Annotated in this window: 14 protein-coding genes; 4 read left to right on the forward strand and 10 right to left on the reverse strand. The window is 68.1% G+C overall.

Features of this window, described 5'->3' with window-relative positions; translation table 11 throughout:
- Nucleotides 1-98: 98 nt before the first annotated feature.
- Nucleotides 99-428, reverse strand: coding sequence for a hypothetical protein (locus tag J2S73_RS01890; RefSeq protein ID WP_306883724.1), 330 nt, complete (start codon nucleotides 426-428; stop codon nucleotides 99-101).
- Nucleotides 429-878: 450 nt separating this feature from the next.
- Here J2S73_RS01890 and ctrA point away from each other — a divergent pair, with 450 nt between their 5' ends.
- Nucleotides 879-1,580, forward strand: a complete 702-nt coding sequence (gene ctrA / locus J2S73_RS01895) for a response regulator transcription factor CtrA (RefSeq protein ID WP_306883725.1) — start codon at nucleotides 879-881, stop codon at nucleotides 1,578-1,580.
- Nucleotides 1,581-1,783: 203 nt separating this feature from the next.
- Here the strand turns inward: ctrA and J2S73_RS01900 are convergent, their stop codons facing one another.
- Nucleotides 1,784-2,419: a histidine phosphotransferase family protein gene (locus tag J2S73_RS01900; protein WP_306883726.1), complete on the reverse strand. Its 636-nt coding sequence runs from the start codon at nucleotides 2,417-2,419 to the stop codon at nucleotides 1,784-1,786.
- Between the two features lie 145 nt (nucleotides 2,420-2,564).
- On the opposite strand from J2S73_RS01900, the gene J2S73_RS01905 reads away from it, so the two are divergent.
- The 3 genes from J2S73_RS01905 to J2S73_RS01915 all read left to right on the forward strand — a co-directional run bounded on the left by J2S73_RS01905 (nucleotide 2,565) and on the right by J2S73_RS01915 (nucleotide 6,484).
- Nucleotides 2,565-3,236 (forward strand): DUF1134 domain-containing protein, encoded by a 672-nt coding sequence (locus J2S73_RS01905; RefSeq protein ID WP_306883727.1) that lies wholly within the window; start codon nucleotides 2,565-2,567, stop codon nucleotides 3,234-3,236.
- Nucleotides 3,237-3,529: 293 nt separating this feature from the next.
- On the forward strand, nucleotides 3,530-5,272 hold the full coding sequence (locus J2S73_RS01910) for a coiled-coil domain-containing protein (protein WP_306883728.1): 1,743 nt from the start codon (nucleotides 3,530-3,532) through the stop codon (nucleotides 5,270-5,272).
- A 510-nt stretch (nucleotides 5,273-5,782) separates the two neighbouring features.
- Complete coding sequence (locus tag J2S73_RS01915) at nucleotides 5,783-6,484, forward strand: HD-GYP domain-containing protein (protein WP_306883729.1); 702 nt, start codon at nucleotides 5,783-5,785, stop codon at nucleotides 6,482-6,484.
- 126 nt (nucleotides 6,485-6,610) lie between these two features.
- On the opposite strand, the gene J2S73_RS01920 is transcribed toward J2S73_RS01915, so the two are convergent.
- The 8 genes from J2S73_RS01920 to J2S73_RS01955 form a co-directional block, all read right to left on the reverse strand.
- Nucleotides 6,611-7,096 carry a F0F1 ATP synthase subunit B gene (locus J2S73_RS01920; RefSeq protein ID WP_306883730.1) on the reverse strand — a complete coding sequence of 162 codons (486 nt, stop codon included), beginning with the start codon at nucleotides 7,094-7,096 and terminating at the stop codon, nucleotides 6,611-6,613.
- Nucleotides 7,097-7,101: 5 nt separating this feature from the next.
- Entirely contained in the window at nucleotides 7,102-7,665 is a 564-nt protein-coding gene (locus J2S73_RS01925; RefSeq protein ID WP_306883731.1) for a F0F1 ATP synthase subunit B, read from the reverse strand.
- A 73-nt stretch (nucleotides 7,666-7,738) separates the two neighbouring features.
- Entirely contained in the window at nucleotides 7,739-7,966 is a 228-nt protein-coding gene (locus J2S73_RS01930; protein WP_306883732.1) for a F0F1 ATP synthase subunit C, read from the reverse strand.
- A gap of 49 nt (nucleotides 7,967-8,015) precedes the next feature.
- Nucleotides 8,016-8,777, reverse strand: a complete 762-nt coding sequence (locus tag J2S73_RS01935; RefSeq protein WP_306883733.1) for a F0F1 ATP synthase subunit A — start codon at nucleotides 8,775-8,777, stop codon at nucleotides 8,016-8,018.
- A gap of 34 nt (nucleotides 8,778-8,811) precedes the next feature.
- Nucleotides 8,812-9,198 (reverse strand): AtpZ/AtpI family protein, encoded by a 387-nt coding sequence (locus J2S73_RS01940; RefSeq protein WP_306883734.1) that lies wholly within the window; start codon nucleotides 9,196-9,198, stop codon nucleotides 8,812-8,814.
- Nucleotides 9,199-9,414: 216 nt separating this feature from the next.
- The gene (gene smc / locus J2S73_RS01945) at nucleotides 9,415-12,873 is read right to left on the reverse strand and encodes a chromosome segregation protein SMC (RefSeq protein ID WP_306883735.1); all 3,459 of its coding nucleotides are present in this window, start codon (nucleotides 12,871-12,873) and stop codon (nucleotides 9,415-9,417) included.
- Between the two features lie 51 nt (nucleotides 12,874-12,924).
- Nucleotides 12,925-13,581, reverse strand: coding sequence for a DsbA family protein (locus tag J2S73_RS01950; protein ID WP_370874376.1), 657 nt, complete (start codon nucleotides 13,579-13,581; stop codon nucleotides 12,925-12,927).
- Nucleotides 13,582-13,761: 180 nt separating this feature from the next.
- On the reverse strand, nucleotides 13,762-14,334 hold the full coding sequence (locus J2S73_RS01955; protein ID WP_306883737.1) for a DUF721 domain-containing protein: 573 nt from the start codon (nucleotides 14,332-14,334) through the stop codon (nucleotides 13,762-13,764).
- Between the last annotated feature and the right edge of the window lie 31 nt (nucleotides 14,335-14,365).

Raw genomic sequence — 14,365 nt, forward strand, 5'->3', positions numbered from 1 at the left:
TCTACCGACAAGAAAAGGCCGCGCCGGTTTTCCGGCGCGGCCTTTTTCATTTGCGATGGCCCGTCTGGGAACTGCTTGCGGGGCCGTCGGCCCCGGCGTCAGGCGGCGTCGATCGCGTGCACCATGGAATCGTAGACCTCCCGCACCTGGCGGAGCTCCTCGGCCGTCGCCGCCCGCCGCTCTTCCAGATCGTCGATGGACGAGGTCAGCTTGTCCCGCCGCTGGCGCGCGGCGCGCGCCGCCGTGGAATAGGCGAAGTGGTTCGGATCGGAGATGCCGGTCCGCCGTTCTTCGGCTTCGATCTGGGCATCGAGGTCGTCGGCGATGCGCTGGAAGTCGGCAATCATCATGTCGGATTGCGCGAGCTGCCGCTCCAGTTCGCGGACCTCGAATTCCTTGGATTTAACTGAGCTTTCGCGCGGTTTCATGACGCCTTACTCCCCATACCGGCGGGCACCATAGCCGGAGAACGTTGCCAAAGAGTTGGCGCGAAACCGCCGATTGGGGCGATCGGCGCTACTGATTCTTCGGGTTTGGACGCGAACGCCGTTTCGGTAACCGATCGTTTACGGCTCTTGTTCACCATGGCTTTCGCCCCGGATCGGTTCATCCAGCAGATCCGCGGGTCGATGAATTCGAAAAGGCCGCCGCTTCGTTAACCGCGTCGGCTCATCGATTGGCTGGTGAAACATGCCGTTTTTGCAGAGCGTTGCGAGAAGCCGTGAATTAAGCGCCGAAGCCCTCTTCTGTCGGGATTCGGCATTTGTTAACCATTACGGGTCAGTCTTCCGAATCGGGACACAGACCACGTCACAGCCGGTTGGCAATTTTCCGGTGAAGACAGCGCGACCGCAGGCGGGTGGCACGAGGGGATTGGCATGCGCGTATTGCTAATCGAAGATGATCGCGCCACGGCGCAAAGCATCGAGCTGATGCTGAACTCCGAAAAGTTCAATGTCTACATCACCGATCTGGGTGAAGAGGGCATCGATCTCGGAAAGTTGTACGATTACGACATCATTCTGCTCGATCTGAACCTGCCGGACGTGTCGGGCTATGAAGTCCTGCGGACGCTGCGGGTGGCCAAGGTGTCGACGCCGATCCTGATCCTGTCGGGTCTCGGCAACATCGAGGACAAGGTGCGCGGTCTCGGCGTCGGCGCCGACGACTACATGACCAAGCCGTTCCACAAGGACGAGCTGGTCGCCCGCATCAACGCCATCGTCCGCCGGTCCAAGGGCCATGCGCAGTCGGTGATCCGCACGGGCGAACTCGCGGTCAATCTCGACACCAAGACGGTCGAGGTCGGCGGTCAGCGTGTGCACCTGACCGGCAAGGAGTACCAGATGCTGGAGCTCCTCTCCCTGCGCAAGGGCACCACGCTGACCAAGGAGATGTTCCTGAACCATCTCTACGGCGGCATGGACGAGCCGGAGCTGAAGATCATCGACGTCTTCATCTGCAAGCTGCGCAAGAAGCTCTCGGCCGCGACCGGCGGGACGAACTACATCGAGACCGTCTGGGGGCGTGGCTACGTGCTGCGCGAGCTCGACGAGGAAATCGCGCAGGAATCGGCCTGAGGCGATCATTCGCCGGCCCGGCGCGCTCGGGCTGGTCGCTATCGTCCAGCGATGATGTCGGGCGCGGGCCGGTCGGGCCCCGGCCCGTCCGTCGCTGTTTCAGGCCTTCCGCCGCTTCAATGAATCGAGCGGGTCCTGCCCGTCGAGCAGGGGCAGCAATGAGACATGCTCCGGGGCGCTTGCGTCGGAGCGGACGGCGCCGGCTAGCGAGCCGTGATCGTGAAGCGTTCGCCGTCCAGGTCGGTCGCCGCCGTCATGCCGGCCGCCTGCAGCAGCAGTCCGGTCAGATGAGGTTGGATCGAATGCGGATCGAGAGTGGGATCGCCATCGCCGCCGGTCACCAGCGGCGTCACGTCGGGCACCCGGGCCTTGGGGCCTTCGGCCTCGATCGCGATGGCCATCGCCTCCCCGTCGAGGTCCGCGCGCACCCGGATCACGCCGCCCCTTGGAATGGCGCGGACCGCGAAGATCACGAGATTGAGCAGGACGCGGACGACCGGCCGCGGCGCCACGGCGCTGGGCAGCTCGAGCTCCAGGTCGGCGCGCTCGAAATCGAAATACTCCCTGAGCAGCCTGGCCGCGTCGTTGAGATCGATCACCGAGCCGGCCGACGACCCCGCCCCGAAGGCCATCCGCATCAGCTGCAGGGACGCGGACGCCTGCCGGGCGCTGCGTCCCATCAGCTGCAGGGCGAGTTCCCGGTTTTCTTCCGAGTCGTCGCTTTCGAGCATCTCGATCCCGTTGGCGATGGCGCCGACCGGTCCGACGACGTCGTGGCAGATGCGGCTCGCCAGGAGGCTGGCCAACTCGATGGCACCGGAAAGCTGTGCGGATGACACGGAACCGGAATCCTCTTTTTCGGGAACGGACGCCGCAGGAAATGCGGGCGAATCGAATGCCGCAGGGTTACACGCGGGCAGGGACAGTGCCAACCATCTGCCGGACGCTCCGGCGTTGCGGCCGTGTCGCCATGGGAGAAGTGGAATGATCTCTGAGATCGTCCGGACATGTCGCCGCGCGAGCGTCCGGCTTGCGCTTGCGGCTGTGTTGTCCGGCACCGGCGCGCTGGGAGCGGCGCACGCGCAGCAGGACCTGACGCCGGCGCCCTCCTATCAGCAGGGTGCCCCCGCCCAGACGGGCCAGCCCCAGTCCAATTCCTACGGAGCGGTGGGCTCCGACGAATACAGCCCCGAAGAGATCGCCCAGGCGGGCCATCAGTTCTTCGGCGAGGTGTCGGGCGGGCTCGCCACCATCATCGAGCGGGCGTTCTCCAGCTACGGGCCGCCGAACGGATACATCCTCGGCGAAGAGGCCTCCGGCGCGCTGGTCGGCGGGCTGCGCTACGGCGAGGGCACGCTCTACACCCGGGGCACCCAGACCAAGGTCTACTGGCAGGGGCCGTCGCTCGGCTGGGACTTCGGCGGCGACGGCGCCCGGGTCATGACGCTGGTCTACGACCTGCCGTCGGTCGAGGCGATCTTCCAGCGCTATGTCGGGGTCAACGGGTCGGCCTATCTGGTGGGCGGCTTCGGGATGACGCTGCTGGCGGCCGACACGACCTACATCATCCCTGTCCGCTCCGGCGTCGGGGCGCGGCTCGGCATCAATCTGGGCTATCTCAAGTTCACCCGCCGGCCGACCTGGAACCCATTCTGACCTGACCCGGGTCACAGCGTCTGGGGGCGTTGCCGCGCGGCGGCGGCCGCCCCCTCGTTTTCGTCAATTGTCGCATCGCTTTGGTTCGCGATAAGAAGGGTGGCTGAAGGCCGGGGTCTGCGGGACAGGACCGCCTGTCGGCTCGAGCCGGCAGGGCGAGGCCGCCGGAGACGGCCCGGCCGCCGCAGTTTGTTTCCGCCCGCGGCCGTCCACGCGATTGCGCGCGCGGTGTAGGCTTTTTTCGTCCGGCCCGGTGCACCCGGTCGGACCATTGCCCCGAGTGGAGGGACGAAGTGGACGATCGGCTGTCGCTCGCAGTGACTTACGGACCCTATGTCGCTCTCGTCCTGGCGCTGCTGCTGGCATGGTACTGGCGGCGCTCGGCCCGCCGCGCGCGGACCCGGGCGGAGCGGGCGCGGCCTCTGGCCATGGCGGAAGCGCGCGCCGAGCGCGACGTCTATCGCGCCGAATACGCCGTCGAGGTCCGCGGGCTGGAGCAGCGCCTGGAGGAGGCCCGGGAGGCGCTCGCCAAGGCGCGGCTGGCGGCGGCCAGGGACAACAAGCTTCAGTACGACCTTGCCAGGGCCTTGGAGCGTGCCGTCGAGGCGGAATCGGCGAAGTCACGGCTCGAGCGCGAGCTTTCCGACGAACGGTCCCGTCTTGAGGCCCTGAAGGCCGATCTCACGGCGCGCGAGGGCGACACGGCGACCCAGGCCGGACGTCTGGCGGAAGCCGAGCGCGCGGCGCAGGAACTGCGCACCAAGCTCGGTGAGACCGAGGCCGCGCTGAGCGAAGCGCGGGCTGCGCTGGACAGCCGCCGCGAAGAGGCGGAGACGGCCCAGACCCGGATCACGGCGCTCTCCCAGCAGCTGGAGGATCTGCGCTCTGCCCAGATCAGCGGCGAGGAAGTCGAGGCGCTGCGCACAAGCCTGAACCGGGCCAACGAGGCGGCGGCAGCCGAAAAGTCCGGGCGGACGACGGCGGAGCGCACCCTCGCCGAGCGCGACAGGGAGCTTTCCGACAAGGCGGCCGCCCTGCGCGAGGCCGAACGGCGGGCGGCGGAGGCCGATACCGCCGCGGCTGACAAGGCCAAGGCGCTTGCGGAGAAGGCGGAGGCCCTGCGCCAGGCGGAACAGGCGCGGGCGGATGCCGAACGCCGGCTCAACGACTACCTCGCGAAAGGCGATCAGGACCGGGTCATGGCCGCCTCCGCCAAGGCCCGGATCGATCTTCTGTCCCAGGAACTGACGGATCTCCGCTCGGCCCGTGTCAGCGGCGACGAGGCGGCGGCGCTCAAGACCAGCCTTGCGGAAGCCAACGAAGCGCTCGCCTCCGAGCGCGGCCGCCGGCTCGAGCTGGAAAGTCGGCTGGAGCAGGCGATGCATGCGCCTCAGGCAACGGCGCCGGCGCCGGCGGCTCCGACTGAAGGTGCCCCGGAGGCGGCGGATGCCAGCGAGCAGCTTCGCCGCAGCCTGAACGAGGCCAACAATGCGCTGGCTGCGGAAAAGAGCCGGCGCATGGGACTGGAAAGCGAGGCGGAGCGGCTGCGCCGCGAACTTGCCGACGCCGCGTCGGCCGCCGCGGCGGCCCAGGCCGCGGCAGGCGGGACGACCTCCGTCGCGTCCCCTCCGGCGCGCGCAAACGGGGCCGACAGCTCCGATGCGTTCGACCGTGTCGCGATGACGGCGCAATCGATGGTCGACCATGCCGGCTCCGCCGGGGCCGAAGCCTCTTCCAAGGAGGCGGACCTCACCGATCTCCGCCATGAGCTCGAGCGGCTGCGCGCGGAAAACGCGGCCCTTGCCCGCTATGCGGACGGCCACGGCGACGTCGACCGTCTTGAGACCGCGGTGCTGCGCGAACGGCTGCAGGACCTGGCGGCGGAAATTGCGGTCGTTGCCGCGAGAGACCGGGCAGCGGCAGCGGCGGACGGGCCCGGCACACCCGGCTCGCTGTCGCCGATCGGCGCGCCCGACCAGGGGGCGCCGAGCCTTGCCGCGCGGGTGCGGGCCCTCAGCCGGCGCAGGCCTGCCTGAACGGCTCCTCCGGACCAGTGCCGGGGCTGGGCGTCTGCCGTTATGGCCCGCCCCGCTGCTCGGAGCGCTGTCGCTCCGGGATAATGTTAACCAAAGCACCGTTCAGGTCTGGTCGCGCGTCGCCGAAAGACCACATTACCAGAGTCTAATTTGATCGCTCCTTACAGGGAGCGCATCCGATTTGCGTCCACGAGCCTCGCTCGACGGCGGCTCGGGTCTTTAGTGCTGCGCGGGCTTGGGTCCGGGCAGCGCTTCCGGTCTGGAACGGGTTGCCGGGGTTCGGCTGATTGGCCGGGGGCTCCTGATCCGGCAACTCCGGGCCGTATTATCGAACCCTTGATCTTCGATCGAAGGGGACTGCCTGTGCCGAAAGGCTTAGGCCGGGTTTATCGTCCCGTTCGGCAAGGGGACCGGTAGGGCAGGCCGTAAGGCGGTCGATGTGTGCGTGGGGTGGACGATGTGAGCTGGCTGCCTCCTTCGGAGCGGGAGCGGGGCCGTGTCGGTGTCGAAATGGCTGATGACGGCGAAAATCCGGAATGGCGTCACCGCGTCGATCCATCGGCGGGCGGGCTGATTCCGGGTGTCGGGCCGGCGACTTCCGAAGGTGATCTGGAGCCCCTCGTCAGCCTGAGGTCCGACCGGGCGGCGGAACGGGCGGAAATTCTGCTCGAGGCGTTGTGGCATCGGGAGCCGGACACCGTGGACCATCTCCGGCGGACCGCCGCGGTGGTGGAGGCGGTGGCCCGGAAGCTCGGCTGGCCGGACCCCAAGGTCAGACGGACCCGGTTTGCGGCCCTGCTGCACGACATCGGAAAGATCGCGATTTCACGGGACCTTATGCGCAAGCCCGGCGCCCTGACCGAGTTGGAGCAGGAGGCCATGCGCCAGCACGTCGAATTCGGCGACCAGATCCTGAAGGCGTTCGCGTTCCCCCCTTCGATGCGCCGGATCGTCCGCGAACATCACGAGCGGGTCGATGGAAGCGGCTATCCCAAGGGGCTGCGGGGGGACGAGATCTGCGACGGCGCGCGGCTGCTCACCATTGTGGACATCGCCGATGCGATGCTGTCGCTGCGGCCCTACAAGGAAGCCATGAGCCTGGACGACGTCCGTGCGGCTCTTTGGGCCGGGCGCGGGACCCTTCTCGATCGCGATCTCGTGGCGCCGGTTCTTGAGGAGATGGGCATGGGCGGCCCGCCCAAGGTGCAGTGATCCGCCGCCCCCGCTTCGGTCGCGCCCCGAAGGATGAGATGCGTTCCGAGCCAGAAAAAAGAGCCGACCCGCCACGCCGCGGATCGGCTCTGTTTCGTTCCGGTCGCGGTCGGTTGACCGGGAGGATCAGTTCAGGCGCGCCTTGACGTCGTCGAGGCTGCGGGCGATCAGATCGTTGGCGACCTGGCCCTTCACCTTTTCGCTCAGGATCCGTTCGGACGCGGCGATCGCCAGATCGGCGGCCTTGGCGCGAACCTCGGCGATCGCCTGGTTCTCGGCCTGGGAGATCTTGTCCTCGGCGGCCTTGGTCCGTCGCGCGATCATGTCCTCGAGCTTGGCGTTCGCCTCCTCGGTCATGCGCTCGGCTTCCGCCTTGGCGTCGGAGACGATCTGCTCGGCCTCTTCCTCCGCCTCGCGCCGCTTGCGCTGATACTCGGCGAGAAGGGCCTGGGCTTCCTCGCGAAGCTGACGCGCCTCGTCGAGTTCCTTCTGGATGCGCTCGGCGCGGCCGTCCAGCGACCGGGTGATCATCCCCGGTACGCCGTAATAGATCATGATCACGAAGAAGATGATCAGGCCGACGAGAGCCCAGAAACTGGCGTCCAGCGACATGGATCCTACTCCTTCACGGTCCGGACGGCGCTCTCGACTTCCGACCGCTCGACGGAGACCGCCTGGATCGTTTCGAGAACCGCCTCGGCGGCGTCGGTGGCAATGGTCTCGACCTCGCCGAGCGCCTTCGCCTTGATGTCGGCGATCTGGGATTCGGCAGCGGCAATCTTTCCGCTCAGATCCTCTTCCGCCTTGCGGCGGCGCGCATCGTTGTCGGCCTTGATCTGCTCACGCCGCTCCTGGGCGATCGCATGGGCCTTCTTTCGGGCTTCCGCCAGCTCGGTCTCGTAGGCTTCCACCGCCGCGTCGGTTTCTTCCCGAAGCCGCTCTGCCTCGCCGAGGTCGCCTGCGATCCGGTCGCGCCGGTCCTCCAGGATCCCGCCGAGCCGGGGCACGATGACCCGGACCATCAGGAAGTAGAGAATACCGAACGAAATCGCCAGCCAGAACAGGTGAGATGGAAACTGCGCAGCGTCGAACGCAGGAAATGCACTTTCGTGCCCGATCGGTGCCTGCACCGATTCGGGAGCGGAGTGCATGGCCTCGTTCACCACGTTTTCGCTCGCCATCGCTTACGTCCTCTTTCGCCGGCGTCCGCATGAACGCCGGCCGTCTTCGTTTCCGTCAGGCCGTCCGGCTGGATTAGACGGCGAACAGAAGCAGAAGCGCGATCAGAAGCGAGAAGATGCCCAGCGCTTCCGTCACGGCGAAGCCGAAGATCAGGCGGCCGAACTGGCCGTCAGCGGCCGAGGGATTGCGCAGAGCGCCGGCCAGGTAGTTACCGAAGATCTGGCCGAGGCCAATGCCAGCGCCACCCAGGCCGATACAAGCGATACCGGCACCGATCAACTTCGCAGCTTCAGCGTCCATGAGGTTAGCTCCTTAGAGTGACAACAGAGGGGAAAGGCAGCGCCGACCGTCAGTGCGACGGGTGCAGCGCGTCGTTCAGATAGAGGCAGGTGAGAACGGCGAACACGTAGGCCTGAAGCGCCGCCACCAGGAACTCCAGCATCGTGATCGCGACGGTCATGATCAGAGGCAGGATCGCGCCGACGATGCCGATGAAGCCAAGCGCGCCGAGCGCGCTGACGAATGCCGCGAACACTTTCAGCGTGATGTGTCCGGCGAGCATGTTCGCGAACAGACGAACGGCCAGGCTGACAGGACGCGAGATGAAGGAGATCACCTCGATCATGCTGACCAGGGGCAGGATCGCCAGCGGCACGCCGTCGGGCACGAACAGCTTGAAGAAGCGCAGTCCGTGGCCGCGAATGCCGGCGATCACCACCGTCAGGATGACGATCATCGAGAAGGCGAACGTGACGATCAGCTGGCTGGTCACCGTGTAGAAGTACGGGAACATGCCGATCAGGTTCGCGATCAGGATGAACATGAACAGCGAGAACACCAGCGGGAAGAAGCGCATGCCCTCGCTTCCGGCCGAACTTCGCAGCATCGACGCGGAAAATTCGTAGCTCATCTCCGCCATCGACTGCCAGCGGCTGGGGACCAGTCCGCGACCGCCCGTCGACAGGATGAGGAAAGCGACGACCACCACGGTGGTCATCACCATGAAGAGGGAGACATTCGTGAACGACAGATCGACGCCGCCCACCTGGATGTCGAGAAGCGAATACACTTCGAACTGATGGATCGGATCGAGCGAGCCTTGTTCCGCCACCGGCACCGTTCTCCTGGTTGTCGGCGTCGACCGTCTATCGGTCGTCGCCCCCGTCTTCGTCGACCCGCCTTTTGCCGGGTTCCGGGGTCTGGATCAACCCCGCCGATCGCAACACGTTCAAAACGCCGGCCGCGAAGCCGAGCATCAGAAAGCCTATGAGGCCCCACGGCGTGGTGCCGAGCCATTCGTCGAGAAGCCAGCCGAGACCGGCTCCCACGACGATTCCGCCAACGAACTCCGAGCTCAGCTTGAGCGCGTGTCCGATGCCGGCGTACCCGCCACTGCCAGTCGCCGACCCGCCGCGTGCATGTCCGCGTTGGCTCGCGCGCTGTGCATCGATCTTTCCGGAAAGCTCACGCATCCTGGCGGAAAGATCGCCCGAGCCGGAGGCTCTGGAGGAATGGTCGTCTTCGCCCGTCATGTCCGCCCGACGCTTTAGGATCCCGCCGGACGATGCCGGCGCAACCCAACGTGTGTCCACACTCGCTTCGAGGACACGGATCGAAGGCCACCACCACCCCTGTTTGGTTGCGCGCACGTTATGCAGTGCCGAAAGAGAGAGTCAAGCGCGCTGACAGGAGAGGGGATAACGAGGATTTCTCGATTAACTGCAACGGCTTGAGGCCGGCCGCAGGCGTCAGACCGCTTCGAGAAAGCGTTCCGCCGTCTCCAGATCCACCGAGACGAGCTGGGAAACGCCCCGTTCGGCCATGGTGACGCCGAACAGGCGGTGCATCCGCGCCATCGTGATCGGGTTGTGGGTGATGATCATGAACCGCGTCTCGGTGCGCCGGGTCATCTCGTCGACGAGATCGCAGAACCGCTCCACGTTGGCGTCGTCCAGCGGCGCGTCGACCTCGTCGAGCACGCAGATCGGCGCCGGGTTGGTGAGAAACACCGCGAAGATCAGGGCCATGGCGGTCAGCGCCTGCTCGCCGCCCGAAAGCAGGCTCAGCACCTGGGGTTTCTTGCCCGGCGGCCGCGCGATGATCTCCAGCCCGGCCTCAAGCGGATCGTCGGCCTCCACCAGCGTCAGTTCCGCCTCGCCGCCGCCGAACAGGTGGGTGAACAGCGTCTTGAAATGGGTGTTCACCGTGTCGAACGCGCCGGTCAGCCGCTCGCGCGCCTCCCGGTTGAGGCTCGAAATCGCCTGCCGGAACTGGCCGATCGCCGTGATGATGTCGTCGCGCTCGCGCGTCAAGGTGTCGCGGCGCTCTTCCAGCTCGCGCAGCTCCTCGTCGGCCCTGAGGTTCACGCCGCCCAGCCGCTCCCGCTCCGTCTTGAGCCGGTCGAGACGGGATTCGGCGCCGGCCATGTCGGGGAGGGGGGCGTCGCCGTCCACGCCGCCGATACGGCCGGCCTCCTGGGGCGAGCACTCCAGAACCTCGTCGATTTCCGCGACAAGGGCGGCCTCGCGCTCCTTCGCGGCGGTCAGCCGTTCCTCGGCGCGGGCCAAGGCCTCGCGCGCAGCACTCAGGCCTTCCAGGGCTGCCTTGGCCGCCCGGTCCGCCTCGGCGAGGGTGGATTCGGCCTGGCTGCGCGAATCCGATGCGGCCGCCAGCGTCTTTTCCGCCTCGGCGATCTCGTTGGCGAGCGACCGGCGCTTGCGCTCGTGATCCTCCGGCATGTCGAGCAGCCGGGCGCGTTCGGCTTCGGCTTCCGCCTTGCGGCTGTCCAGGTCCTGACGATGGGTGGCTGCCGTCTCCACGCGCTTGCGCCAGCCGGCCGTCTCCCGCTCGATCGCGGCCTTGCGGTTGACCCGCAGTTCCCGCTCGCGGCGCTCGCCGTCGAGCCGTGCCCGGGCTTCGGAGGCAGATTTGCGCAACTCGGCGACCTGGGCGTCCGCCGCCTCCCGGGTTGCGGCCAGTTCGGTGAGGTCGGGCGCTGATTCGCAGGCCTCAAGTGCTGCCTTGTGCGCCTCCTCGGCATTGGAGAGCGCGGCCTGCGTCCGGTTTTCCGCTTCCGCCAGCGCGCTGCGGCGCTGCTCCAGCTGGGCGGCCTGCTTTTCCGCTGCCGCGAGCGCCGTGCGCGCCTCGCGGCTCGCCTGGGCCGCCAGCCGCGACCGCTCCCGGGCGGCCTTTTCCGCCTCCACCGCCTCGCTCGAGCGGGTCCGGGCGGCGGCGAGTGCCTCCTGCTCGCGGGCGAGGGCCTGGCGGGCCGTGTCGAGTTCGCCGGCGAGCGCCTCGAGACGATTCTTCTGGGCGAGACGCTGGGCCGCTGCCGTGGGCGCGTCGGCCGCCGCCGTTAGCCCGTCCCAGCGCCACAGGGCGCCGTCCTTCGAGACCAGGCGCTGGCCGGGCCGCAACTTTGTCTGCAGCGCCGGACCGTCGGAAGCCTCGACCACCCCGATCTGCGCGAGGCAGCGCGCCAGTGCGGCCGGTGCGGTGACCCGCGCCGTCAGCGGTTCCGCGCCCTCCGGCAGGGCAGGGTCGTCGCCGGCTGCGGCAAGTTCGGCCCAGAAGATCGGCGCGTCCGGGTCGAGGGCTGCGTCGAGATCGTCGCCGAGCGCGGCGCCCAGGGCCACCTCGTAGCCGGCCTCGACCGAGAGGTTGTCGACCACCGGCGGAAACCGGTCGTCGCCGGCCGTGGCCAGCACCGCCTCTAGCGTCCGCGCCTCCGTCTCCAGCGCGGAGATTTCCTTTTCGCGCGCGCCGACGGGTTCCAGCGCCCGATCCACCGCCTCGCGGGCGTCCGCGGCCGCCGTGGCCGCGCTCTCCGCGGTGCGGATCGCATCCTGCTCGGCCGTCTCGGCGGCTTCGAGATCCGCCCGCGCCGTGGCGACGCCGCTGGTCCGGTCCAGCTCGGCCTGAACGGCCTCCAGATCGCGCCGCACCTTGTCGCGCTCGCTCACATAGCGCGCCACGTCCGTCTCGGTGCGCTGACGCTCCTGCTCGAGCCGGCGCCGTTCGGCGGCGGCACCCGCCTCCGCGCGGGTGGCCTCGGCCTGGGCGGTTTCCGCCCGGGCGAGCGCAGCCTGCTCGTCGGCCAGCCGGGTTTCCGCGTCCGCCCGGCGCTCGCCGGCTTCCGCCTCGTCGGCGTCGAGGCGCTTGGCCTCCTCGTCGAGCCGGGCCAGCGCTTCCTCCGCGTCGCTCAGAACGGCCGCCTCGCGTTCGATATCGGCGCTCACCTGACCGATCCGCCGCTCCAGTTCGCCGAGCCGCTCGCGCATGCGGCGCTCTTCGTCCTCGAGGGCGGTCGCGGCGTGCTTCAGCCGCTGCAGGGTCGCGCCGGCAGCCGCCTCCGCGTCGCGCAGCTCCGGCAGCTTGCTGGAGGCAACGGCCTGGTCGCGTGCGGCGCCCGTCTGGGCGTCCGAGGCGGCGGCGACGGCCTGCTTGGCCTCGCCGAGCGTGGCGTCGGCGGTTCTGGTCGCTGCCGTGGCGGTGCGCCAGCGCAGATGCAGCACCAGCGCTTCGATCTTACGGATTTCGGATGAGAGATGGCGATACCGGGTCGCCTGCCGGGCCTGCCGCTTGAGGCTTTCCAGCTGCGAGCCGATCTCGCCGACCACGTCCTCCACCCGGTCGAGATTCTGTTCCGCCGCGCGCAGCCGCAGCTCCGCCTCGTGGCGGCGGGCGTGCAGGCCCGAAATGCCGGCGGCTTCCTCGAGGATCTGGCGGCGGGAGGTCGGCTTGGCGTTGATCAGCTCGCCGATCTGGCCCTGGCGGACCATCGACGGCGACCGGGAGCCGGTGGAGGCGTCGGCGAACAGGAGCTGGACGTCGCGGGCGCGGACCTCGCGGCCGTTGACCCGGTAGGCCGATCCGGTCTCGCGTTCGATCCGGCGGCTGATTTCCAGGCTGTCGTCGCCGTTGAAGCCGGCCGGTGCGGTGCGGTCGGTGTTGTCGAGAACGACCGACACTTCGGCCACGTTGCGGGCCGGACGCTTGCCCGACCCGGCAAAGATCACGTCGTCCATGCCCGAGGCGCGCATGGACTTGTAGGAGCTTTCGCCCATCACCCAGCGCAGGGCCTCGACGAGATTCGACTTGCCGCAGCCGTTCGGGCCGACCACGCCGGTCAGCCCGGGCTCGATGACGAAATCCGTCGGGTCGACGAACGATTTGAAACCGGTGAGGCGCAGGCGGGTGAACTTCATCGAGCCCCCGCGTGCGCCCTGGGCCGGATCGTGCGCGCGCCGACCGCCCGGTCAGCTGCCGAGCTCGGAATCGATGATTTCGGAGAACTCCTCAATCCCGCGCGCTCCCCGCACCATGCGGCCGTTGACGAAGAAGGTCGGGGTCGAGGTCACGCTGAAATCGCGCGCCCCGCGATCCTTCACCTCGTTCACTCCGTCGAGGAGCTCCTGATTCGTCAAGCAGGCCTCGAAGCTTTCCTGTGTGAAACCGGCCTGCTTCGACAGATTGAGGAGCTCGGTCACCGGATCCTGGGAATAGGCCCACTGGCGCTGCTTTTCGAACAGAAGGTCGACCATGTCGAAATACTGCTCTTCCGGAGCGCAGCGGGCGAGCATGAAGCCGGCGGCTGCGAGCGGATCCAGCGGAAATTCCCGGAACACGAACCGCACCTTGCCGGTGTCGATGTACTTCTCCTTAAGGTCCGGATAGGTCGCCTCGTGGAAGGTGGCGCAGTGCGGGCAGGTCATCGAGGCATACTCGACGATGGTCACCGGCGCGTCTTCCTCGCCCAGCGCCATCTCCGGCAGCGGGCCTTCCGCCATCAGTTCGTCGGTGTCGACGGTCACGTCCTGGTTCTGGGCAAGAGCCGGGGCGCCGGAAAGGCCGACGAGCATCAGCGCGCTGGCGCCGGCGGCGACGAGGGACCTGCGGAAAAGCCTCACGATCATATCCTCCTAGAGCGTTTCCGGGACGCGGCGGGCTTCGCCTCTGCCGTCCGCAAACGCGGCATGAAAAATCCGGGGAGCCGATCCGCCGGCCCCTGAGCTTCCGGGCGATCTCCTGTCCGGCGATCGTCCGACCCCTAACTGGAGAACGTGGCCAAACATGGCAAGCGTGAAGACCTGTTCTCAGGTCTCCGTGGCGCGGCCGGAGAACGGGGCGCGTTGCCCGTCCGCGTCCGTCGCGCCGGCCGCCATCACGCCGCGTCCCAGCCGGGCAAGCGCCGTCTTCAGCGGCGAGTCCGGCATCACGGCGAGCTGCTCGGCGAGCGCAGTCTCCTGCTCTGCCGACAGGGCGACGGGCGGCTTCGGCGCGGCTTTCCGGGCCGGGATCGGGCGCTGGACGATCTTGATGCGCTCGATGGCGCGCCATCCGAAGAACGCGTTCAGGCGTTCGATCAGCTGTGGCGTGGTGTGCTGGACGATCAGCGCCGCGCCGGCATCGGCGGCCAGCACGAGGGTCGCCCCGCCGGCGTGATCGGGATCGTCCTTCGCCCGGCGCGGCCAGATCAATCTTTCGGGAACGGAGCCGCGCGCGATCTTCTCGTCGACGATCGAGTCCCATTGGGTGAGCAGGGCTGCGGAGGCGAACCCGCGCTTGCGGGCCGCCGGCGTCAGGGCGTCGCCGATGAGATCGGCCAGCGGAACGGCGCGCCGGGACGCCTTGCGGCGGCGCGGGTCTTGGCGTGGGGTGACGGCCATCAGAAATGTTTCCCGTCGGCATGCGGTCGTC

It is taken from the genome of Amorphus orientalis (genome assembly GCF_030814015.1).
GTDB classification, from domain to species: Bacteria; Pseudomonadota; Alphaproteobacteria; order Rhizobiales; family Amorphaceae; genus Amorphus; species Amorphus orientalis.

Bases quoted from the DNA above. Each gene is read 5' to 3' on its own strand.
- J2S73_RS01915 (WP_306883729.1), top strand. From the start codon at position 5,783: ATGGCTGATGACGGCGAAAATCCGGAATGGCGTCACCGCGTCGATCCA.
- J2S73_RS01920 (WP_306883730.1), bottom strand. From the start codon at position 7,096: ATGTCGCTGGACGCCAGTTTCTGGGCTCTCGTCGGCCTGATCATCTTC.
- J2S73_RS01930 (WP_306883732.1), bottom strand. From the start codon at position 7,966: ATGGACGCTGAAGCTGCGAAGTTGATCGGTGCCGGTATCGCTTGTATC.
- J2S73_RS01950 (WP_370874376.1), bottom strand. From the start codon at position 13,581: ATGATCGTGAGGCTTTTCCGCAGGTCCCTCGTCGCCGCCGGCGCCAGC.
- J2S73_RS01940 (WP_306883734.1), bottom strand. From the start codon at position 9,198: ATGACGGGCGAAGACGACCATTCCTCCAGAGCCTCCGGCTCGGGCGAT.
- J2S73_RS01925 (WP_306883731.1), bottom strand. From the start codon at position 7,665: ATGGCGAGCGAAAACGTGGTGAACGAGGCCATGCACTCCGCTCCCGAA.
- ctrA (WP_306883725.1), top strand. From the start codon at position 879: ATGCGCGTATTGCTAATCGAAGATGATCGCGCCACGGCGCAAAGCATC.
- J2S73_RS01955 (WP_306883737.1), bottom strand. From the start codon at position 14,334: ATGGCCGTCACCCCACGCCAAGACCCGCGCCGCCGCAAGGCGTCCCGG.
- J2S73_RS01905 (WP_306883727.1), top strand. From the start codon at position 2,565: ATGATCTCTGAGATCGTCCGGACATGTCGCCGCGCGAGCGTCCGGCTT.
- smc (WP_306883735.1), bottom strand. From the start codon at position 12,873: ATGAAGTTCACCCGCCTGCGCCTCACCGGTTTCAAATCGTTCGTCGAC.
- J2S73_RS01890 (WP_306883724.1), bottom strand. From the start codon at position 428: ATGAAACCGCGCGAAAGCTCAGTTAAATCCAAGGAATTCGAGGTCCGC.